Source organism: Puia sp., from assembly GCF_036500295.1.
GTDB lineage: Bacteria > Bacteroidota > Bacteroidia > Chitinophagales > Chitinophagaceae > Puia.
The window spans coordinates 153,779-176,071 of sequence record NZ_DASYCH010000062.1; the positions used below are offsets into that span (position 1 = coordinate 153,779).

17 protein-coding genes are annotated in these 22,293 nt (G+C 53.0%); 13 read left to right on the plus strand and 4 right to left on the minus strand.

The annotated features are described in order from the left end of the window. Window positions 1-32: 32 nt before the first annotated feature. The 5 genes from VGM48_RS12835 to VGM48_RS12855 all read left to right on the plus strand — a co-directional run bounded on the left by VGM48_RS12835 (window position 33) and on the right by VGM48_RS12855 (window position 5,326). Window positions 33-1,481, plus strand: coding sequence for a TolC family protein (locus tag VGM48_RS12835; protein ID WP_331579674.1), 1,449 nt, complete (start codon window positions 33-35; stop codon window positions 1,479-1,481). 4 nt (window positions 1,482-1,485) lie between these two features. Continuing rightward, window positions 1,486-2,871, plus strand: a complete 1,386-nt coding sequence (locus tag VGM48_RS12840; RefSeq protein WP_331579676.1) for an efflux RND transporter periplasmic adaptor subunit — start codon at window positions 1,486-1,488, stop codon at window positions 2,869-2,871. Window positions 2,872-2,874: 3 nt separating this feature from the next. Next, window positions 2,875-3,924 (plus strand): NAD(P)H-dependent glycerol-3-phosphate dehydrogenase, encoded by a 1,050-nt coding sequence (locus tag VGM48_RS12845; RefSeq protein WP_331579678.1) that lies wholly within the window; start codon window positions 2,875-2,877, stop codon window positions 3,922-3,924. Window positions 3,925-4,271: 347 nt separating this feature from the next. Then, window positions 4,272-4,883 (plus strand): Panacea domain-containing protein, encoded by a 612-nt coding sequence (locus VGM48_RS12850; RefSeq protein WP_331579680.1) that lies wholly within the window; start codon window positions 4,272-4,274, stop codon window positions 4,881-4,883. A 257-nt stretch (window positions 4,884-5,140) separates the two neighbouring features. After that, entirely contained in the window at window positions 5,141-5,326 is a 186-nt protein-coding gene (locus VGM48_RS12855) for a hypothetical protein (protein ID WP_331579682.1), read from the plus strand. Window positions 5,327-5,328: 2 nt separating this feature from the next. Here VGM48_RS12855 and hemW read toward each other — a convergent pair whose 3' ends face one another. After that, window positions 5,329-6,459: a radical SAM family heme chaperone HemW gene (gene hemW, locus VGM48_RS12860; RefSeq protein ID WP_331579684.1), complete on the minus strand. Its 1,131-nt coding sequence runs from the start codon at window positions 6,457-6,459 to the stop codon at window positions 5,329-5,331. 2 nt (window positions 6,460-6,461) lie between these two features. On the opposite strand from hemW, the gene VGM48_RS12865 reads away from it, so the two are divergent. The 8 genes from VGM48_RS12865 (at window position 6,462) to gldN (ending at window position 17,512) form a co-directional block, all read left to right on the plus strand. Then, window positions 6,462-8,261 (plus strand): BamA/TamA family outer membrane protein, encoded by a 1,800-nt coding sequence (locus VGM48_RS12865; protein ID WP_331579686.1) that lies wholly within the window; start codon window positions 6,462-6,464, stop codon window positions 8,259-8,261. Window positions 8,262-8,319: 58 nt separating this feature from the next. Then, the gene (locus VGM48_RS12870; RefSeq protein WP_331579688.1) at window positions 8,320-9,420 is read left to right on the plus strand and encodes a DUF4271 domain-containing protein; all 1,101 of its coding nucleotides are present in this window, start codon (window positions 8,320-8,322) and stop codon (window positions 9,418-9,420) included. A 51-nt stretch (window positions 9,421-9,471) separates the two neighbouring features. Continuing rightward, a complete protein-coding gene (locus VGM48_RS12875; RefSeq protein WP_331579690.1) occupies window positions 9,472-10,245 on the plus strand; it encodes a uroporphyrinogen-III synthase in 774 nt (257 codons plus the stop codon). A gap of 74 nt (window positions 10,246-10,319) precedes the next feature. Beyond that, a complete protein-coding gene (locus VGM48_RS12880; RefSeq protein ID WP_331579692.1) occupies window positions 10,320-12,374 on the plus strand; it encodes a thioredoxin domain-containing protein in 2,055 nt (684 codons plus the stop codon). Between the two features lie 181 nt (window positions 12,375-12,555). Further along, complete coding sequence (locus VGM48_RS12885) at window positions 12,556-13,839, plus strand: SUMF1/EgtB/PvdO family nonheme iron enzyme (RefSeq protein WP_331579694.1); 1,284 nt, start codon at window positions 12,556-12,558, stop codon at window positions 13,837-13,839. A 140-nt stretch (window positions 13,840-13,979) separates the two neighbouring features. After that, a complete protein-coding gene (gene gldL, locus VGM48_RS12890) occupies window positions 13,980-14,756 on the plus strand; it encodes a gliding motility protein GldL (protein ID WP_331579696.1) in 777 nt (258 codons plus the stop codon). Window positions 14,757-14,844: 88 nt separating this feature from the next. Next, window positions 14,845-16,434, plus strand: coding sequence for a gliding motility protein GldM (gene gldM, locus VGM48_RS12895; protein WP_331579698.1), 1,590 nt, complete (start codon window positions 14,845-14,847; stop codon window positions 16,432-16,434). A gap of 49 nt (window positions 16,435-16,483) precedes the next feature. Next, window positions 16,484-17,512: a gliding motility protein GldN gene (gldN, locus tag VGM48_RS12900; protein WP_331579700.1), complete on the plus strand. Its 1,029-nt coding sequence runs from the start codon at window positions 16,484-16,486 to the stop codon at window positions 17,510-17,512. A gap of 496 nt (window positions 17,513-18,008) precedes the next feature. Here the strand turns inward: gldN and uvrC are convergent, their stop codons facing one another. From uvrC to VGM48_RS12915, 3 genes are all read right to left on the minus strand, one after another. Continuing rightward, complete coding sequence (uvrC, locus tag VGM48_RS12905; RefSeq protein ID WP_331579702.1) at window positions 18,009-19,847, minus strand: excinuclease ABC subunit UvrC; 1,839 nt, start codon at window positions 19,845-19,847, stop codon at window positions 18,009-18,011. Window positions 19,848-19,850: 3 nt separating this feature from the next. After that, complete coding sequence (locus tag VGM48_RS12910; protein WP_331579704.1) at window positions 19,851-20,468, minus strand: hypothetical protein; 618 nt, start codon at window positions 20,466-20,468, stop codon at window positions 19,851-19,853. 148 nt (window positions 20,469-20,616) lie between these two features. Continuing rightward, window positions 20,617-22,260 carry a hypothetical protein gene (locus VGM48_RS12915; RefSeq protein ID WP_331579705.1) on the minus strand — a complete coding sequence of 548 codons (1,644 nt, stop codon included), beginning with the start codon at window positions 22,258-22,260 and terminating at the stop codon, window positions 20,617-20,619. Window positions 22,261-22,293 lie beyond the last annotated feature (33 nt).

Consider the following 22,293-nt stretch of genomic DNA (forward strand, 5'->3'; position numbering starts at 1 on the left):
CCGCTTTTTTTTATAAATTTGTCTCTATGAGCATGAAAAAACTACTGCTGCTAACCTTAACCCTGTCCTCCCTCTACTCACCCCTAACCGGTCTTGCCCAGGACAAATGGGATCTGCGGCGGTGTGTAGATTATGCTGTAGCCAATAATATCTCTGTGAAGCAAGCCGATGTACAGGCGCGGCTCGCCAAGCTGACGCTCGAGCAGAGTCAGTGGAACCAGATACCGACCCTGGGGCTGGGAAGCCAGTTCGGGGTTAAATCGGGGAACACGCAAAACCCCAATAATTTTACGCTCAGCACACAAACTTATGCGCTCAACAACTACCAGCTCCAGACCAGCGTCACCGCTTTCAACTTTTTAAGCCTGCGCCGTGCCGTGGAAGCGAGCCGGCTTTCCTGGCAGGCGGCCCTGGCCAATACGGACCGGACAAAGAACGATATCTCCCTGAACGTCGCCAACGCCTACCTGCAGGTAGTGCTTTCTATGGAACAGACCGAGGCCTCGCAACTGCAGCTACATCTCTCGCAAAACCAGCTGGACATCACCCGTAAACAGGTGAAGGCCGGCTCCCTGCCTGAACTCAACGCCGCGGAGCTGGAAGCCCAGGTGGCGCAGGACAGCGCGACCTATATCAACAGTAAGGGAAATATCCAGCTGAACATCCTGCAGTTGAAGGCCTATATGGACCTTGACGCGTCTTTTCCCTTCGATGTCTATGCGCCGCCGGTGGAGGATATCCCCATCGAGCAGATTGCCGATCTTCAACCGGAGGCTGTGTATTCCCTGGCGCTTGCCAACCAGCCGCTGCAAAAATATGATGCCCTCAACATCGCTTCCGCCCGCAAGACGGTAGCCAGCAACAAGGGAGCCATGTATCCCACGTTGTCGGTGATCGGGCAGCTCGGCGCCGGCTGGATCAGCAATTTCCCCGAACCCGATTTCAACAAGACCCCCCTGCTTAGTGTGGATACGCTGTATGCACTGCACCAGGTCGGCTCCAACGCCGTCTTTACACAGACCAACGTTGCGGTGGCAACGAAGCAAAAGCCTTTCTTTCCACAGCTGCGGCAAACGTTTAACCAATTCGTGGGGATCAATCTCAACATTCCGATCCTCCAGAACGGCACCCTGCATATCAACTATGCGAGGTCGAAGCTCAACCTCCGCAACCTCGAATTGCAGCGCGACCAGGACAACCTCACGCTCAAGCAGAATATCTACCAGGCCTACACCGCCGCTATTACGGCGCTCCAGAAATTCGAGGCCAACAAGATCTCGGTGACTGCCACCCAAAAAAGCTTTGAGTACTCGCAAAAGCGGTACAATGTCGGGATGCTGAACACCATCGATCTGCTCACCAATCAAAATAATTTTTTCAACGCCCGGATCAATCTCCTCAGCAGTCAGTTCGACTATGTCTTCAAAATGAAGGTGCTGGAATACTACAAGGGACTGGGTATAAAACTGACAAAACAATAACCTCATGAATAAACAAGTGCTTCGCATCATTATCATCCTTGTGGCCGTGATCCTGCTGATCGTCGTGCTAAAGGCGGCAGGCGCATTCGGAAAGGATGAAGGGACGCGTGTCTCCTCCGAAAAGGTCGTTCGCCGCAATATCACGGAGATTGTCCCGGCCAGCGGTAAGATCTACCCGGAGAAGGAGGTAAAGATCAGCCCTGACGTTTCCGGCGAAGTAGTGGAGCTTGGCATTACCCAGGAAGGCGACAGCGTTCACAAGGGCCAGATGCTGGCCAGGGTATATGCGGACATCCTCACCAACCAACGGGATCAGGCCGCGGCCCAGGTGAGTCAGCAACAGGCGCTTGTTTCCAACATGGAGGAACAGCTGCCGGGATTGAAGGCTTCGATGGAGACGGCCAAGAAGACCCTCGACCGTACAAAGCAGCTGCTCGATGAGAAAGTCGTCTCCGTCTCCGAATATGAGACGGCGGAAAATACCTATCGCACCGCAACAGCCAACTATATGGCTGCCCAGCAAAGCGTTCGCGGTAATGCCGCCGGCGCCACCAGCGCCCGGTACAACCTCGATGTCGCCGCCAAGAATCTGAGCCGGAGCACGGTGGTCTCCCCTATTGAAGGGGTCGTGTCCCTTTTGAGCATCAAGAAAGGCGAAAGAGTGGTCGGCAACTCGATGATGGCCGGCACCGAAATGATGCGGGTTGCCGATATGAGCAAGATCGAGGCCATTGTCGATGTCGGCGAGAACGATATCCCCAAGGTTCACCTCGGGGATTCGGCGCTGATCACGGTGGACGCCTACAATAACCGCAAGTTCAAGGGCCTCGTCACCCAGATTGCCAGCAGCGTAACCAATGCGGCCGGCGTTGCAACGACGACCGTATCGACCAATGACGTAACCAACTATAAGGTTCATATCCGGCTTTCCCCGGACTCGTATAAGGACCTGATCGATCCGGCCAGACCGAGAAACTTCCCTTTCCGGCCGGGGATGAGCGCCAGCGCGGATATCCAGACCAATACACACGCCAATGTCCTTGCCGTGCCGATCAATGCGGTCGCTGTACGGGAAAAGAACACGGACAAAGCCGTGGTGGGTAATTCGGATGAATCGGGCAGCGACAATAAGAACGAGACCAAGGTCAACACCGCCAATTCACAGGATCTCGATGAGGTTGTTTTCCTGCACCAGCCGGGCGACACTGTCCGCAAAGTGAAGGTTCGCACGGATATCCAGGACATCAATTATATCGAAGTGGTCGACGGCGTGAAAGAGGGGGATGAGGTGATCACGGGTCCTTACAGCGTCGTCAGCAAGACGATGAGAAGCGGGATGCGGGTGAAGATCGTACCAAAAGATAAATTGTTTGAAGCAAAGAAAAACTAAACGATGGGCATGCGTTTCGGGGTGATCGGTAGCGGCAGCTGGGCAACAGCGCTGGCCAAAATTTTGACGGATAACCGGCAGTCTGTCGGCTGGTGGGTGAGGAGTGAGGCGAGTATCCGGCATATCCAGGCCAGGCATCACAATCCACAATATCTCCCTTCGGTTTATTTCGATACGAGTCTGTTGGCGATGAGCGATGACCCTGCGGCGGTGATCGCGGGTGCCGACTGCGTCGTGATGGCGGTTCCTTCGGCGTATACCGCGGCAACGTTGGAAGGACTGGACCGGAAGGCGTTGGAGGGGAAGATGGTGCTTTCGGCCATAAAGGGGATCCTGCCGGAACAGAACCTTTTGTTGAATGAATATCTGGGCAGGGAGTTCGGTTTTTCCATCGCGGATTACTATACCGTGATGGGCCCTTGCCATGCGGAGGAGGTTGCGGCCGAAAAGCTCTCCTATCTTACTTTTTCGGGTCAGGATGAAACCTCTACGCGCGAACTTGCGTCTTATTTTACGACGGACTACCTCAATACCGTTACCAACCAGGATGTTTATGGTGTGCAGTATGCGGCGGTTTTGAAGAATATCTATGCGCTTGGCGCGGGTATCGCGCATGGGCTCGAGTATGGGGATAATTTCCTCAGTGTGCTGATCGCCAATTGTGCGGATGAGATGGCGGGTTTTCTGCAAAAGGTGGGTATCCGGCATGCGGGGGTGGTTGGGGTTCATGAGGGGCCGGATGATCCGGTGTCGCACAAGCGGCAGGCGAATTACGCCGCATCGGTCTATCTGGGCGATCTGCTGGTCACCTGTTATTCACTGTACAGCCGCAACCGGACCTTTGGCAATATGATCGGCAAAGGATACTCCGTGAAGTCGGCGCAATTAGAGCTGAATATGGTTGCGGAGGGGTACAACGCCAGCAAGTGTATTTATTTGATTAACAAGGATATAAAAGCGGAAATGCCGATAGCAGGGATCATCTACCGGATATTGTGGGAAAATGTTAAGGCCGGTAGTGGATTTAAACAAATTGAGCCGTATCTTGTCTAACAAGAAAGGCCAAGGGCCTTTCGGCCAGAACCGAGCGAAGCGAAGGTTCCGGCCAAGGAGGAGCGGGACGGAGCAGCTCCGACGAAGGCCTCCAGATATTAGAGGATAATATTTGCGCCGAAGGCGCAGAGGAAAACGTAAAACTTAAAATTATGCCTTTCTCCTTCCAGGGTTTTGGTGCTGTGGCCATCCTTACGATGGTGCTCATTCTGGCGGCGGCCCAGGGGATAGAGTATTTGAAATCTCACAGACGGCATCATTAATACACCGAAGTAATCATCTTTTTTATTTTGTGAAGTTCTGGGTTACTAATTAAATTAGTAGCTTTGTGAAGTTAACTTGTTGCTATGGAGGATAGGGCAAAATATTCAAGAGTTGGCTATACAAGGGACCAGATCGATAAGATAGGTAATACCATCATTTATTTAGCCCAATACATAAACGACCTGACCAAAACGAAGGTCCTCAAGATATTGTTTCTTCTTGAAGAGGCTTCCATCAAAACTACAGGTCAGCCGTTCATAGGAATAAATTTTCAGCTTTGGAAGCTAGGGCCTGTTGCGAAAGATGTCTTTATTGATCTTTCTTCGGACGAATCTCCGGCATTACTCCATTCTTACCTCGAAAGAGATCCGGCTGACAATAAGATATTTAGAGCAAAAGTGCCTTTTAACAATGATGAATTCAGTGTGAATGATCTCAGATTGATGGATACCATTATTGAATTTGTCAAGGATAAGCCGGCTGCCTATCTGATCAAACACACTCATGGCCCCAATTCGTTATGGAGAAGATCGGCCATCCAATATGGTGTATTGGAAGCGCTCGAAAAGGAGTTGGTCAATAGCACTGAATACGAGGTAGATTTTTCATTGTTGTTCCCCAATCCGTCCTATTTGTCCGAGAGGTATGCGGAGTCCAGGGAGAATCTTCAATTTATAAGGACATTAAAAGACTAAAGGTGTTTCTCCCGGGTCAGATCCTCTATTTCAATTCCTTTCAATTTAAGAATGGCGATACTCCAAAACCCAAGTACTTCATTGTGCTTGCCAGGGTGAAGGAAGCTGTTATAGTCGCCTCGCTGCCTACGAGGACCAATCTAGTACCCTCCTTTGTAAAGACTGATCATGGATGCATAAATATTGATGAGCGTTGTTATAATAGCTATCTATTTGAGAAGCATAGAGTTGTTGGAGAAAAGGGGTTTGCTTTCGACATGCCTACTTTTATTTACGGCGACCAGGTCGAAGACTACGAGCAAGCTCTTTTTGAATCCAATTACATGGAAGGGATAGACTATGTGATCCTTGATATTCTTGTTAAAAAGGAGTTTGACGCAATCATCCATTGCTTCAGGAATAGCAATAGTGTCCGATTCAAGATTAAAAAGATGATCGGCTGATCTTACTTCGATTGCGTATCAAAGAACAGGTCCGCGGCGATCCCGTCCGCGAGTAATTTCCCCTCCATTGTCAGTTGAAGCCTTTCTTCCGCCAGCCGGAGATGCGACCCTATTATATGCTTCTCCGCCCGTTGCCGTAGTTGGGCGGCGCGCTGGGGACCGAAGCGGTGGGCGAGTGTCTGCAGATCGATGCCTTCCAGGGTTCGCAGCGAGATCATGATATATTCGTTGACCTGCTGGTCGGGCGTCAGGATCTCTTTTTCGGTTACCAGGCCGGGTGCGGCGATATATTGGGCGTTGTTGGCGACATTCCATTCGCGTGAGACGCCGTTGTAGGAGTGTGCGGATGGGCCCAGCCCGAGATATTTTTTCCCCTGCCAGTAGGCGGAATTATGGCGGCTCCGGTGGCCCGGCTGCGCGAAGTTGGATATCTCGTAATGTTCGTAGCCTGCGGCGGCCATCCAGTCCATCAGCAGCAGGAACTGCCGAGCCTGGTCATCGGGGCTGACCTCCGCCACCTGATGGCGCCGGATCAGGGTGTCCAGGGCAGTCCGGGGCTCCACGGTCAGTGCATAGCAGGATAGGTGTGGGATCCCCAGGCCGATGGCCCGCTCCACGTTTTGCTGCCAATGGCTGTCGGGGAGGGTTGGCCCGCCATAGATCAGATCGATGCTGATATTGTCTAACCCTTCCTCCTGCGCCAGCCCGATACAGTCCAAGGCCTGACGCGCATCATGCGCGCGGTTCATCCAACGGAGGTCTTCCTCGAAAAACGACTGGACGCCAATGCTGAGGCGATTGATCCCGGTTTCCCGCCAGGACCGCAGGCGGGCCGTTGTAATATCATCCGGGTTGGCCTCGAGAGTGACCTCGGCGCCGGAGACGAGCGGATAGAGGGCGCGCAGCTGTTGCAGAATGGTCGCTATCTCCTCCGTGGCGAGCAAGGAGGGAGTGCCGCCCCCGAAATACACCGTCTCGATCGGCTCGGCTTCGAGATAATCCTTTCTTGCCGCTATTTCCTTCAATAAAGCGGAAATAAAATCGTTTTTACGGTTCAGTGACGTGGAAAAATGGAAATTGCAGTAGTGACAGGCCTGCCTGCAAAACGGAATATGAAGATAGATACCTGCCATCAATGACAAAGGTACGGCGATATAGTCGCACAATCTTATGGGTTCTCTGTCTGCTTCCGCTTGGCGGATGGGCGCAATATGTCCTGCGGATTGAGCCCGTCGATAAAGATCCCGAGTTCATCCGGACAAAGTTGGGGATCACCACCAGTTTTCGAAGCCGGGAGGTCTGTACCGAATACATCTATAACCTGATCCCCCTTTTACAGGCAAAAGGCTATTTCACCGCGTCGGTGGATACCGTCAGCTATGGTCCGGCGTCGGCAACCCTGCGGCTTTTCCTGGGTCATGCCTGGCGCTGGGCGGCCATCGACACCCGTCGGGTGGACCCGACCCTGCTGGCGGCCGTGGCCTGGAACCCGAAGACCTTTTCCCACCGGCTGCTGGACTTCCGGCAATTCGAGAACCGTCAGCAGCTGATGCTCGACTACCTGGAAAACAACGGCTATCCTTTTGCGCGGGTCAGCCTGGACAGCGTCGCGCTGCGGGACTCGGGAGAGGTATCGGCCGTTCTCCAGGTCGATAAGGGGCCGCTCTACAAGATCGACAGCATCCGCGTGTATGGAACGGCGAGGATCTCCACGGAATTCCTGCAACGCTATCTCAATATTCCCGTCGGAAGCATTTATCGGAAGGACAGGCTGGAGGCGATAACCAAAAAACTGCTGGAGCTGGCCTATGTGCAGGAGCAGCAACCCTGGAACCTGACCATGCTTGGCGCGGGGTCTATCATCAACCTTTATCTGAAGCCAAAAAAGAGCAGCCAGATCAATGCCCTTGTGGGTTTTCTGCCCAGCAGCGATCCCACGCTCGGCAATAAGATCCTCGTCACCGGCGAGGCGACCATCGCCCTGAAGAACGCCCTCGGCAACGGGGAGTCGATCGGGCTCAACTGGCAGCAGTTGCAGGCCGGCTCGCCCAGGCTCAACCTGTTGTTCAACCAACCCTATCTCTTCCATTCCCCCTTTGGGCTGAATGCGACCTTTGATCTGTACAAGCAGGACTCTTCCTACATCAACGTCAACCTGACGGTGGGCGCCCAATACGCGCTTTCGGCCAATCAGAGCGGATCGGTCTTTATCCAGGAGGCGAGCTCGAGTCTGCTGAATGTGGATACCCTTTCGATCATCGCGTCACATGCCCTGCCGGCGACGGCCGATATCAATGCGGTGAGCATCGGGATGACCTATGACCTCAACAATACCAACTATCGGTTCAATCCGCGGAGCGGCAACGAGCTTAGCTTCCTGGGTTCGGTGGGGACCAAGACCGTCAAGGAAAATTCGCTGATCGCCCAGCTGAAGGACCCCAATGATTCGAGCTTTAATTTTGCTTCGCTGTACGACACGGTGAAACGGCATTCCTATGAATTCCTGGCCAAGCTGGCGGCGGCGCATTATTTCCCGCTGAGCCGCGCATCCACCCTGAAGCTGGGTATCAATGGCGGGGTCTTCAGCAGTCCCAAGACCTATCGCAACGAACTGTTCCTCCTCGGCGGCTACCGGCTTCTGCGGGGATTCGATGAACAAAGTATCCTTGCGTCCCAGTATGCGGTGGGCACCTTTGAATACCGGTATCTGGTAGGGCTCAATTCTTTTCTCTTCACCTTTCTTGACGTCGGATGGGCTAAGAACGATGTGCCGGGATATAACCTGAATAACACGTTTATCGGGACGGGGCTCGGGATGGCCTTTGAGACAAAGGCGGGGATCTTTAATATTTCGTATGCGTTGGGAAAACGGGATGATACCAACTTCAATTTTCACGACGCGAAAATTCACCTGGGGTATGTGAGCTTTTTTTAAGTGGATACCCGCTATTTTTGCCAAGCCTATGCATAAAGCCTTTTTGTTGTTTTTTTGTTTGCTGATACTAACCCGGGCCGGGGCGCAGACGGATACGGCCAAGCCGCAGACCGTGCAACCGGACTCTCCTGTCGTCCGGCTTACCTATGCCGACTCGGTGCGGCGTGATTCAGTCGCCCGGATACGGCGAGCCCGCCGCGACTCGATCCGGTTGGTCAGGCTGGCTATGAAAAGGGACTCGATCGCCGCCGTACAAAGAGATTCGGCCAGCCGAGCAGCGGTCGCTAACAGGGCCGCGGCCAATCCGGTGGCGGCCAACACTGCCGCTGCGAAGAAGGATTCGCCGGTGGTGCGACCTGCCGCCGCAGGCCCCCCCGCGCGGCCGCCGGCCGTCCGGGAAGGGCCGCCGGCCTTGGTTTTCTGGCAGCACGTGCTGGGGATCAACACTTCCTTCAATTTTACCGGCAGGCCCGTGGTGGAGATCTTCGAGATCCATCATTCCGACTCCAAGGACGGCTTCTTCTATTTACTGGTCGGTATCCTCTTCTACTTCGCGTTGGTGCGCATCTTCTTCGAGAAATACTTCAGCAACCTGATGACCCTGTTCTTCCGGGTCTCGCTGCGGCAACAGCAGATTCGTGAGCAGGTGCTGCAGACCCCGCTCCCTTCTTTGCTGCTCAATATCCTCTTTATCATCAGCGGAGGACTGTATGCCTGCTATCTGTTGCACTATTCACGGTTTGGCGAGGGGATCCGGTTCTGGGTACTCTACCTGTATTGCATGGCGCTGCTTGCGGCCATCTACCTGGTCAAATTCGTCGTGTTGAAATTTACCGGCTGGGTGTTCTCCATCTCCCGGGCGACCGATATTTACATCTTTGTCGTCTTTTTGGTGAACAAAATGCTGGGAATTTTTCTGCTTCCGTTCTTGATCTTAATCACTTTTTCGGGTGATCAGCTTCGTGAAGTTCTTATAACTATCTCATTGGCAATGGTCTTTGTACTATGGGCGTACCGGGCCCTGGCTGGTTACCGGCCGGTGAGGAACGAAATAAAACTAACGCCGTTTTACTTTTTTTTGTACCTTTGCGCCTTCGAAATAGCACCACTTTTATTGATTTACAAGGTGTTGTTGGCATATTTGGAAAAAGTGTATTAAGTGCGCCGTATCCAAAAGTGTATTAATTTTGCTAATCCAGAGGGGGAACTCATGATTAAAAACGGGGATAAAAAAAGGATTTTAATCACACAACCCAGACCTGAAACAGACAAGTCACCGTATTTTGAGCTAGCCAAAAAATACGACGTCGAGCTTGCGTTTCATCCTTTCATCCGCCTGGAGCCAATCCCTGCCAAGGAATTCCGCAAGCAGAAAATAGATATTGCTCTGTTTAGCGCGGTCATCTTCACCAGCCGGAATGCCATCGACCATTTTTTCCGCATTTGCGAGGAAATGAAGGTCATTGTTTCCCAGGACACCAAATATTTCTGTATCACGGAGGCTGTCGCCCTCTACCTTCAAAAGTTCATTCTTTACCGGAAGCGGAAAGTATTCTACGGGGCGGATGGTCTGAACAAGAGCATGTTCGACGTGATCAACAAGCACAAGGAGAACGAGAAGTTCCTCTATCCGTGCAGCGAGAACCAGCAGGATAACGAGATCGTGAATTGGCTGAAGAATAACAATTGCGGTTTTGCCACACCCTTTATGTACCGGACGATCAGCAACGATCTGAAGGGCGTTCTCAGCGACAGCGAATACGATATCATCTGTTTCTTTACACCGAGCGGGGTTAAAAGTCTTTTTGACAACCTTCCCAAGTTCAAGCAAAACGGTACCAAGATCGGCGCCTTCGGCAGCAATACTTCCCGTGCTGTCGAAGAACACGGTCTGACCCTCGATATCAAGGCTCCGCAGCCGCAGGCTCCCTCCATGGTCTCGGCGCTGGAGAAATACCTTTCCGTTACCATCAAGAAAAAATAGTCCTTCCCTGCCCCCAAGTTCGAGCGGGGCCCAAAGTTTGCAGCATTCAACATGACCAGCCCGGTCGTATAATTATGAGTCGTCCGAACCGTCTTGCCAGCGAGACAAGTCCTTATTTACTGCAACATGCCCACAACCCGGTGGATTGGTACGCCTGGGGCGAAGAAGCCCTGGAGACTGCCCGTCGGGAAGACAAGCCCATCCTGGTGAGTATCGGTTATGCCGCCTGTCACTGGTGTCATGTGATGGAACGGGAAAGCTTTGAAGATGCCGAGACTGCGCGTTTTATGAACGAGCGGTTTGTGAATATCAAGATCGATCGCGAGGAGCGGCCCGATCTGGATCATATTTATATGGATGCGGTGCAGGCCATGACGGGGAGCGGCGGCTGGCCGTTAAACGTCTTTCTTACCCCCGAGGGCAAGCCTTTTTATGGCGGGACCTATTTCCCGCCCCGGTCCTTCCCCAACCGCAACAGCTGGCGGGAGGTACTGACGGGCGTCTCCACAGCCTTTCACGATCGCCGGGCCGAAGTAGAGCAACAGGCGGAGAACCTGACCCGGCATGTTGCGACGACGGGCGGCTTCGATATCGGGATCGATAAGGCGGATGCCGGGGCTGCGCCGGTCTTCACTCCCGAAACCCTGCAGCAGGCCAGGGACCAGCTGCTGGCGTCAGCGGACAAGGAGGAAGGCGGTTTTGGCGGGGCGCCTAAATTTCCGCAGACCTTCTCCATCCGGTTCCTGCTCAATCACTACTATTTCACCCGGGACAGGGCTGCGCTGGACCATGCCTGTCTCAGCCTGGATAAAATGATCGTTGGCGGGATCTACGACCAGTTGGGTGGTGGTTTCGCCCGATACTCCACCGACCGGGAATGGCTGGTGCCTCATTTTGAAAAAATGCTATATGATAATGCGCTGCTGATCACTGTGCTTAGTGAAGCCTATCAGCTGACGCATAAGCCGCTTTACCGGGAAGCGATCGAACAATCGATCGCTTTTATTGACAGGGAGTTGAGTAATGTGGAAGGAGGTTTTTATTCCTCGCTGGATGCCGATAGTGAAGGAATAGAAGGAAAATATTATATATGGGATAAGGCGGAGATCGACGTTGTTCTCGGCAGTGATGCCGCGGTGTTCAACTCTTTTTATGGTGTGACGACGGAGGGCAATTGGGAAGGCAGCAACATTCTTACCCGGCAGGTGGAAATTCCCCAGGGACCAACGCGGGAGACGCTGGAGGCGGCCCGGCAGCGGCTGTTGAAGCATCGGTCCGGCCGGGTCCGGCCGGCGCTTGACGACAAGATCCTGCTTGGCTGGAATGCCCTGATGAATATCGGGCTTTCAAAGGCTTATGCGGCTCTTGGCGAGGAGCGTTACCGGGAAATGGCGATTGCGAACATGCATTTTATCCGGCATCGGTTCAAGGGGGAGGGGATCCATTTCTACCATCATGCGTATAAGGGGGAAGCCCGGGTTCCGGCCTTTCTGGACGATTATGCCGCGCTGATCGGCGCCCTGTTGCAGCTGCAGGAGATCACGGGAGACAGCGGTTACCTGGAGGAGGCCAGGGATATTCTGCGGTTTGTGACCGATCATTTCAGCGAACCCGAAACGGGGTTCTTTCTTTACACTCACGACGGGCAGAAAGATATCCTTTTACGCAAAAGAGAGATTTACGATGGAGCCACGCCATCGGGAAATTCCATGATGGCAAGCAATTTGTTATATCTGGGAATCGTGTTCGACGAAAAGGATTGGATTCAGCGTGCCGGCGGGATGGCAGCAGCCCTTCACCGGCCGGTCGTTAGCTACCCGGGGTCTTTTGGCGTTTGGGCAACCATCGTTCAGGCCCTTACGTATACTATTCCGGAGGTAGTTATTACCGGCCAGCGGCCGGAAAATGCCCGGAAGGAGTTTCTAGCGCACTTGATTCCTTACCGGGTTTTCCAGTCTTCACAGGCTGAAAATACCCAATTTCCCCTATTGAGGGACAAGCCGGCAGGTCAGGATCCCCTGATCTTTGTGTGCCAGGACTACGCTTGTCAACTCCCTGTGAATGAAGTCACTACAGCAATCCGTCTCGTCGAAAATGTGCATAAAATCAAGGTTCAGAATGTACAATAATCCGTCACCGGTGGCGTTTAATACCTTAGCATCTGGAAACCAGGTTAAAGCGTATAATCAGCCGGTCAAAACCAAGGAAACGATCGGCGGGGTGCTTTGACTTTCGAAAAAATAATTTTAAACTTGTAGCGAGATGTTGTCAAAAGACTTTTTTTGCCCAATACCCTTTAATATTATGAAAATGAAAAACCTATCCGTTTTAATGGCCTGTTTTGCCCTCTTTATGGCAACGGGCTGTAAACTAGGTGGAAAATCCGGCAAAGGATTACAGGACAATGGTCAGCTACATGGCGTAGCTCCCGCAGGTGCGTACAATCTTTCCAAACCTCCAGGCATGGTCTATATCCCACCGGGAACCTTTCATATGGGTCCCAGTGATGAGGATATGAACTATTCCTATACTGCCCGTAACAGGCAGACTTCGATCAGCGGTTTCTGGATGGATGCTACCGAGATCACCAATAACGAGTACCGGCAGTTTACCAACTGGGTGAGGGATTCGATCGCTGCAACCCTCATGCAGTATGGCAAGGATGTCGATGGTCGTTTCGCGATCGACTGGAAGAAGGCGGCCACCATCAAGTGGGGTGACAAGGCGACGATCGAAAAGATCAATGCCATCATCGTTACTCCTGAGAACCGCATCTTCGGGAAGAAAGAGATCGATCCTGCCAAGCTGGAGTATCATTCCGAAACTTTTGATCTGAAAGAGGCTGCTGCCAAGGGAAACGAGGGCAAGCCCCGCAGTCAGTTCATCCGCAAGCATAATGTCAAGGTTTATCCCGACACCCTGGTGTGGATCCGTGATTTCAGCTATGCGTATAATGAGCCCATGACCAAACGGTACTATTCCCACCCAGCTTTCGGGAACTATCCCGTCGTTGGGGTCAACTGGAGCCAGGCCACCGTATTTTGCGAATGGCGCACCAACTATCTGAATGCTTATCTCGAGAGCAAGAAAATGGCCACCGAGTCCAGCTTCCGTCTGCCGACCGAAGCGGAGTGGGAATATGCAGCCCGTGGCGGCCGCTCTCAGTCGATGTACCCCTGGGGTAACTACTACCTTAGAAATAAGCGTGGTTGTCTCCTCGCCAACTTCAAGCCCGGCCGTGGTAACTATCCCGAAGATGGGGGTTTCTATACGGTACGTGCGGATGCTTACTGGCCTAATGATTTCGGTCTGTATTGCATGGCAGGGAACGTCGCAGAATGGACTTCTTCCTTCTATTATGAAGGCGCCTATAATTTCCAGCACGACATGAACCCCGACATTCGCTGGAATGCCAATGACTCCGATCCTCCCCGTATGAAACGTAAGGTCATCCGTGGCGGTAGCTGGAAGGATGTGGGCTTGTACCTGCAGACCAGCGCCAGGACGTACGAGTACCAGGACACTTCCAAGTCGTATATCGGCTTCCGCTGTGTGATCGATCTGTCGCCGACTGTGACCAATAACCGTCGATAGGCATCCGGATTATCTTTATCGAGTGTTAAAATATTTATCGTAGAAGTCACGTTTTTAATTATAGAGAAAAGAACTCAACAGGAAGCCGTTTTCCATAACCCTTTAAAATCCCTTTAAAAACAATTTAAAAATTAATCACTATGAGCGCTGGAGTATCAAAATCTACCGAGAGACTTATCAATATCATCGTGTGCGTTGGCGCGGCTGTCGTTATCTTCGGCGCCCTTCAAAAGATCCTGCACACTGCGTTGGCCGACTTTTTCCTTACCGCGGGTCTGCTGACGGAAGCCCTTATCTTCCTCATCTATGCGTTCCTGCCGCCTCCCGGTGGTGAGATGCATGCCCTGGTAGAAGCGCTTCCTAAACTGGCCGGCAGCGGTCCTTCCGGTAACCCGGCTCTGGAGAAAATGGACAAGATGCTGCAGGACGCCGATATCACTCCGGCAAACCTTACCAAGCTGAGCGACGGTTTCAAGAAGTTTGGCACTACTGTAGAAAAGATCAGCGACGTCTCGGGCGCCCTGTCTGCCACTACGGACTATACGAACAAGACCAAGGAAGCGGCTCTGGCCCTGGACAGCATGAAAGGTGCTTATCAGAACGCGACCAATACGATCACCAGCTTTAATGCTGCTGCTGACAGCACCAAGCAATTCCATTCTCAGGTGCAGGTTCTGACCAAGAACCTGGGTTCGCTGAACGCCATCTACGAACTGGAACTGCAGGATACCAACAATCACCTGAAGGCCATGAACAGTTTCTACGGCAACCTGGTGAAGGCTTCCGAAACGATGCAAGGCAGTGTAGCCGACGCTAAGAAAACACAAGAGCAGATCGCTCTGCTGGCCAAGAACCTGGGTAATCTTAACCATGTTTATGGCAACATGCTGAGTGCCATGCAAGGCCGCCAGGCTTAATATAAGCCACTGCCTGAGCCCGTTTTTTCCGGCCCGCATGAACACAATATGAAAAACTATTATAACCAGCACAATTAATTACTGACCCATGTCTCTCCCAAAAGAACCGAGGCAGAAGATGATCAACATGATGTACCTGGTACTGACCGCGCTGCTCGCGCTGAACGTATCGGTGGAAGTGTTGAACGCCTTCAAGACCGTCAATCATAGTATCGAAAAATCCAATTCGGTCATCGACGAAAAGAATAAGCTGACCTACGACGCGTTCGCCCGCGAAGTGAACGATCAACAGACAATGGCCAAAGCCAAGGTTTGGCAGCCTTCCGCGCTGCAAGTACAAAAGTTATCGGCAGATCTCTCCATTTATCTTGATCAGCTGAAGGAAAAGCTCATCGCCGAGTCTTCTCCCAAAGTGAACAAAGAAGGCAAAAGAGAATTTGCGGACGGTAACCTGGATGCTGCTACCCGTCTGATGGACAAGGACGGTGAAGGCCCTAAACTGTACGCAAAACTGAAACAATATCGTCTCGACCTGCTGGGCGTTATCGACCCTTCCAAGTTCCCCAATGAGTCCGATAAGACCAAGGATGACCTGAAGAAACAGCAGGATGAGTTTGCTCACCGGCTGCCGTTGGATACGCGTATCCCGCCCTCCGAGTCAGGCAACACTGCTATCAGCAGTGATAGCGGCAAGAACTGGACTGTCCGGTACTTCCATATGACCCCCACCATCGCCGCTCTGACCATCCTCAGCAAGTTCCAGAGCGATGTGAAGAACTCCGAGTCGCAGGTTGTAGATTTCCTGCACAAGCAAGTCGGCGAGGTAAAGGTTATATTCGACAAGTTCGAACCCCTGGTATCCCCCAGCGCAACCTACCTGATGCCGGGTGACATACTGGAAGTAAAGGCTGGTATCGGCGCCTTCAGCGCTGCAGCAAAGCCCAAGATCTATATCAACGGATCCGTCCAGACCGTAGGCGATGATGGCACCGCTGACTGGAAATCCCCGGTCAATTCTACCGGTAACGTCAACGTAAAGATCGAGTATACCAAGCCCGACGGCAGCATCGGGACGATCACCAAAGACGTGAAATATACCGTAGGTCAGCCTTCCGGCGCCTCCGTTTTCCTCGAGAAAATGAATGTTCTCTACGTCAAGGAAGAGAACCCCATCAAGATCTCCGGGGGTAGCGTCGGCCGCGAAAAGGTACATGTTAGCTTCACCAATGGGGAGATCACCCATGGTGACGGCGACGAATGGATCGCCGTCCCGACGACTCCGGGTATGGGCAAGATCATTGTCGACGCCGACGGAAAGAAAACGTATTTCGATATGCGCGTCAAATACCTGCCGAACCCGACCGGTTTCGTAGGTGGCAAGACGGGTGGTGGGATCTCCGCTGCCGAGTTCAAGGCCAATGGCGGGATGATCGCCAAGCTGGATAATACGGAGTTCATCTCCCCCTTCAAAGTGGTGAGCTACAAGGTAGCTGCCCTGGGCGGACCGATCTCTGCTTACCGTGAAGCTAACAACGAAGGTAACCGATGGTCAGGCGCTGCCGCTTCGCTGATCAGCCAGGCCGGTCCCGGTACCAACGTATTCTTTGACAACGTCCGGGTTGTGGGTAAGGACGGTCGCGTTCGCGAACTCCCTCCCATGGTCTTCAACCTGAAATAAGTTTTACCAAACCTGTCCGCGCGAGCGGACAGGTTTAAATAAAAAAGAGATGAAGAAGCATTTTATCAGATTATGTATGCTGGCGATGGCGGTCCTGATCGTGACCGGCAATGTCGATGCGCAGACAAAGAAGCGTACAGTGAAAAAGAAGGCGCCCGCGAAAAAGACAAACATCGCAAAGAACAAGCCGGCCGATGCTACCGTCGCTCCTGCCAAGGATACGACGGCAAAGCCGGTAGCCGTTCTGGATGCGGACATCAAGCTGGATACTCCCCGCCGGTCTCTCCGCAACGATGCGATCATCGAGCGTAATCTGGTAAAGGATCGTACGCCTCTCCCTTACGAGCATATCCGCGAGGATGATGCCGTTTACCGTCAACGGGTATGGGAGGAGATCGACGTACATGAGAAAATGAACCTGCCATTTGTTTACAGGGCAACTGAAGACAATGGCAACCAACGCTTTATTAATATTCTGCTGAATGGTATCAAAGCTGGTCAGATCACGGCCTTCGATCCGATCGATGACCGGTTCACCACGCCGATCACCTTTAAGCAGATTGCCGGTAACGTTGTGGCAAAACCACACATTGTACAGGTGCCTGATCTCGACAAGGACCCCGACGGCTCCAAAGGCCTGATGCGGGATACTTTGATCCAGGAAGAGTTCAACCCCGATGATATCGAGCGCTACCAGATCAAGGAAGAGTGGGTATTCGACAAGGAATCCTCCCGGCTGCATGTCCGTATCCTGGGCATCGCTCCTGAGAAGACCGTTCGCAACGCCGATGGTTCTTTCCGCGCCGTAAACACGATCTTCTGGGTGTACTATCCTGATCTGCGTCCGCTGCTGGCCCGCTATGAAGCTTACAATGGTAAGAACTTCGGGGCGAGGATGAGTTGGGAAGAGCTGTTCGAAAGCCGGATGTTCTCCGCCCGCGTGGTGAAATCCAGCATCGACAATCCTGGCGATCAGCCGATCGACTCTTATATCAAGGACCCGATCCTCCGTTTGCTGGAGGGGGATAATATCAAGGAAAAGATCTTCAATTACGAACAGGATCTCTGGTCGTACTAAGCTGCAAAATATTCAGATGAATCGAGGCCCCACTTTTAACCGGTGGGGCCTTAATCGCAAAAAAAGCCGCAGGCTTTTTCAAAGACAAAAGAGATAAACGATGAGGCCCCACTTTTAACCGGTGGGGCCTTAATCGTTTTAGCAATGCAACGACTCTGCAACAAGTTTGCGTTGCTCAAATAAGTAACTATAAATTAATTAGTTATTCCCGAAAAAAATTTTTAAAAATACCCAATATCGGGTATTGTCGAATAGATTTCTTTTACTATTTTTACAACGGTTTTTCATAGGATATTGGATTTTAAAAACGGGGCTGGATGTCTATCCGGGCCCCTTTTTTTATGCCTGTTCCTGAAGGCAGCAAGTTTTACTCATTCCCGCTCATTAACAACCCAAAAAGGGTCCTTACCGGTTGGTTTCTACGACATTTACGGCTGTTTTGCGATGCCTTTACGGGCTTTCCCGGGAGAGCTTTCCGGCTGATGCTGGTCGTCTTTTAGGGGCGGGTGGTGGATGGGTCTTGAGGCGCGTCCAGTACGGTAAAATGCGCGCGGATGAGTTTGGCGCGGGTGGGGCCGATGACTTCGGAGAGCTCCTCCTCGCTTACCTGGCGGATCTTATTGACGGATCGAAACCGTTTCAGCAGCAGATCGGCCGTCTTCTTCCCGATGCCTTCGATATGCTCGAGCTCATTGGTAAACGTGCCCCGGCTTCGCTGCTTGCGGTGAAAGGTGATGCCAAAGCGGTGTACTTCATCGCGGATACGGCGGACCAGATGCAGGCTCTCGCTGTTATAAGGGAGTTTGATCGATTCGGTATCGCCGGGAAAAAAGATCTCTTCTTCATTTTTCGCGAGGCCGACGACGGTCATCATCCCGGTGAGACCCAGGTCGGTGATGCTTTCCATCGCCGCACTCAGCTGGCCCTTGCCGCCATCGATGATCACCAGCTGCGGCATGGACTGCTTTTCTTCCATCAGCCGTTTGTAGCGGCGATGGACCACTTCTTTCATCGTGGCGAAGTCATTGATCCCCTGTACGGTCTTCACATTGAAATGCCGGTAGTCTTTCTTGCTTTCGACTCCATCGCGGAAGCAGACCATCGCCGAGACCGGATAGCTTCCCTGGAAATTGGAGTTGTCGAAGCACTCGATATGAACCGGCAATTCAGAGAGTTGCAGATCCTCCATTAGTTGTACGAGCACCTGCCGGCGCTCGTCGGGGGTTTTGCCCTGCAACTGCAGCATCTGCTTGCGGCGCAGCTCTTCCCGGAAATACTGCACGTTCTTTTCGGAGAGCTCGAGGAGCTTCTTCTTGTCACCACCCTTTGGAATGGTCTGAACGATCCCGTCTTCCGGATATTCGATGGGCATGGGAAGGATCAGCTCCTTCGCCATACTGTTGAAGGTCTCCCGCAGTTGGGCAGCAGTGAAGGCCAGCACTTCTGCATCGGTCTCCTGGAGATGGGTTTCCACTTCTGTTGTGTGGGTTTGCACGATGGTGCCCGTCTCCACCATCAGGTAGTTGATATAGGCGAGATCGCCGTCCCGGGCGATGGAGAAGACATCGGCATTGCTCAGATGTTTGCCGACGATGACCGACCGGGCCTCATAGGACTCGAGATGCTGGATCTTCTTCCGCGTGATCCCGGCCTTCTCGAACTGCATATTGGCAGCATATTGGCGCATCTCTTTTTTGAACTGCTGCATCAGGGGACCCAGGTTGCCTTTGAGAATATTCCGCAGCTGAACCAGTCCTTCGGCATAGTCTTCGGCCGTCTGGAGGCCTTCACAGGGACCCTTGCAGTTGCCGAGATGGTATTCGAGACATACCTTGTATTTTCCTTTTTTGATCTGCGAGTCCGCGAGATTGAGCTGGCAGGTGCGTAACTGGACATTGCTCTTGACAAAATCGAGCAGCTCTCTTACGCGGCCTACCGAAGTAAAGGGGCCAAGATATTCCGACCCGTCATTGATCTTTCGCCGGGTGAGGAATACGCGCGGAAAGGGTTCGTTCTTGATGACGATAAAGGGATAGCTTTTATCGTCCTTGAGGTTGATGTTGAACTTCGGCTGAAACTGTTTTATCAGCGAGTTCTCCAGCAGAAAGGCATCCTGTTCCGAGCCGACGATGGTGAATTCGATGCGGCGGATACGCTGAACGAGTTCGTGCGTCTTGTAGGTCGTAAAGGTCTTTGTGAAATAGGAGCTGACACGTTTGCGCAGGCTCTTGGCCTTTCCGACATAGACCAGCTCATCCTTTTCATCAAAGTATTTGTAGATACCCGGATTTAGGGGTATCGTCGCGGCGATCTGGCTAAATTGTTCGGCTGTCATAGTTTACTCTTCCTCTTCCCCGCCATCCCATACCACCCGTACCTGGTCTTCACCGGCTTGTTTTCCTTTTACGCGGACCATCGTAGTGATCTGGCAGCTGTGCTGCGCCCGCCAGAACAGTTTCTGGAGGATCACGCTGTCGCCGGATGTGCGGGTTTTTTCGAGATAGACGCTTCTTACCTGCTGGGCCCGGAGGCCAGCGATCGTCATCACGTCCACGCGTTGCAGGTTCATGTTCTTATTGACCGGGGAGTAGGTAAAGGTGATGGACCGGGTCGCTTTATCCTGGAAGGCGGTCTCGGTAAAATTTTTTTCAAAGCTGCCGTCGGCGAGTTCCCGCGGGACGAACTGCAGCGCGAGCTGGTTGAACTCCGGGACCAGGATAAAGACGGAGTCGGTATGGCCGTCGCGGATGGTGAACTTCTTCAGCGCCATCAGGGAAGAGTCCACATGCAGGATCTCGGCTTCCAGGTATTCGGCGACGGGGAAGAAGGCATTCTTGTTGGCGCCGGAGTCAGCCTGGGCCAGGGAATCGTTTGAGGCAGGGGCCGGCTGTTTAGGGTTGCCACAGGCGCAAAACGCGAAGGCGCCGGCAAGACAAAGGGCGATGAGCAATTTCATGGCGCAAAGATATAGCATATGGCCCGCTTTGCGAGGCATGGGCCCGTGGACCGACCAGGCGTGGCGCGACCGGGTGCGGACTGACTAAGCGTGAACCGACCAGGTGCGGACCGACTAAGCGTGGACCGACCAGGGCAGCATCTTCCTGCTAGGGCAACATCTTTGTAATGCCGATCTTCAGCCCGTAGGTCTTGAGGTTCTCGCTGATGAAGGATTGGGACGTGTAGGTGGACTTCAGCTGATAGCGGAACTCGGGCCCGATCTGCCAGCGGATATTGCCAACCCGGTAGGAGAGGAAGGCTTCGACGCCGCCGCTGATATTCCATTTCCGGTACATGTTGGGCTCTTTGTTATAGTGGGTCATTCCGTCCGTCAGCATATAGGAGCTCGTGCCGAGCAGATAGCTGGGGGCTATCGTTGCTCCGACATTGAATTGAAGCCGTTCGTTCCCGAGTACCCGCAGCTCCATGCCGATGGGCGCGGAGAGTTGATAGTAATCGTTGTTCAGCGTCTGCATGGTCACCGGACCGCTACCGGTGGCGCTGGAACGCTGCGAGATGCCGTTGTTCCTGCGTACCAGCGAGTCCACGACATAACCATAGTAACTGCTGAGGCTGACGCCCTGCGGTGCGCCTGGATCGTTGCTGGCGAAGGCCGTGATCTTATAGCGCGCGAAGTTGAACAGGAGGCCGCCTTTTACGGAAAGGTTACGTGTCAGCCGGTAGAGGATGCTGCCGCCGAATTCGAATCCATAAGCCGGGGAGTGATTCATCATCTGGGACGGGCTGCCGTTGAATCCGTTGATCGGGCCCCATTTCTCGTAGGACGGGTCCACCCCGTTGAGGCTACGGTAATTGAGCGTTGGCGCCAGCGTCAGCTGAAAAAAAGTCCTTCCCCGTTTTGCCGGGTCCGGCAGGGTATTCATTGCATAGTCATGCAGCCAATTGATCCGTTGCCGGTCGCGGGTTTCCGCTATCGCGCCTGCCGATGCTTTGGACGCGTTGGAAACGGTTTCGGATATCAGGCCGTCAGCCGTCACGGTTCCGTTGTCTTTATTTTTTGCCAGGTGTCCGCTAACCCGTGCGTTGCGCGCCTGTTCGGGGCCTCTTGCACTGAGGCTTTCCAGGACTGAGCGGGCGCTGAGCCCATCGGCATCGGCGGCTTCCGCCGGCTCGCGCGAGCCTTCTACCCCATCCCGGAGGGAGGCCTGTTCGGATCCTGGTCTGATGCCAACCTTAGCCGCGTCTTCCGCCGGCCTGCCGCCGTCCCCGGTGGCGATCCGGGCTGCGATGACGGGGATCTCGGGTGCATGATCGGGCAGTTGGACACGGCTCAGCCAATCGGAAAGATCGGAGGGATCGATGACGGGATGACTGAGTGTGATGGAAATATCTTTGTAGGTGGGATCCAGACCTGCAGAGTGGTCATCCGCAGCTGCGTCGTTGTGCCGGGTGGAGGAAGAAGTGTTGGCGGTGGAGTGGAAGGAGGTGAGGGCAGCGTGAGGGAGATGGGCGGCGAGATAGGGTTTTTGTGCTTCGGCTATGGAAGCCGCTGTGGTAGCGGGTTTGCGGACAAAAGAGGTATGAGCCGAAGGTGTGATCAATTCCCTACCGGCAAAAAAGAGTATCCCCGTAACCAGCAAAGACATACTCCCGATGAACCACCTTCTCTTCGTGTGTAATGAGTTGTGAACCCCTTTCCATACGCGTTCGGAAGGGTACATTTTGTATTGTTCTGTCTTTTCCCGGATCAGTTGCTCAAAATCATCCCTATAGAAGTTGCTCTCCTTCATTTCTCAATCAGTTTTAGGCAGGTTTTCATAAGA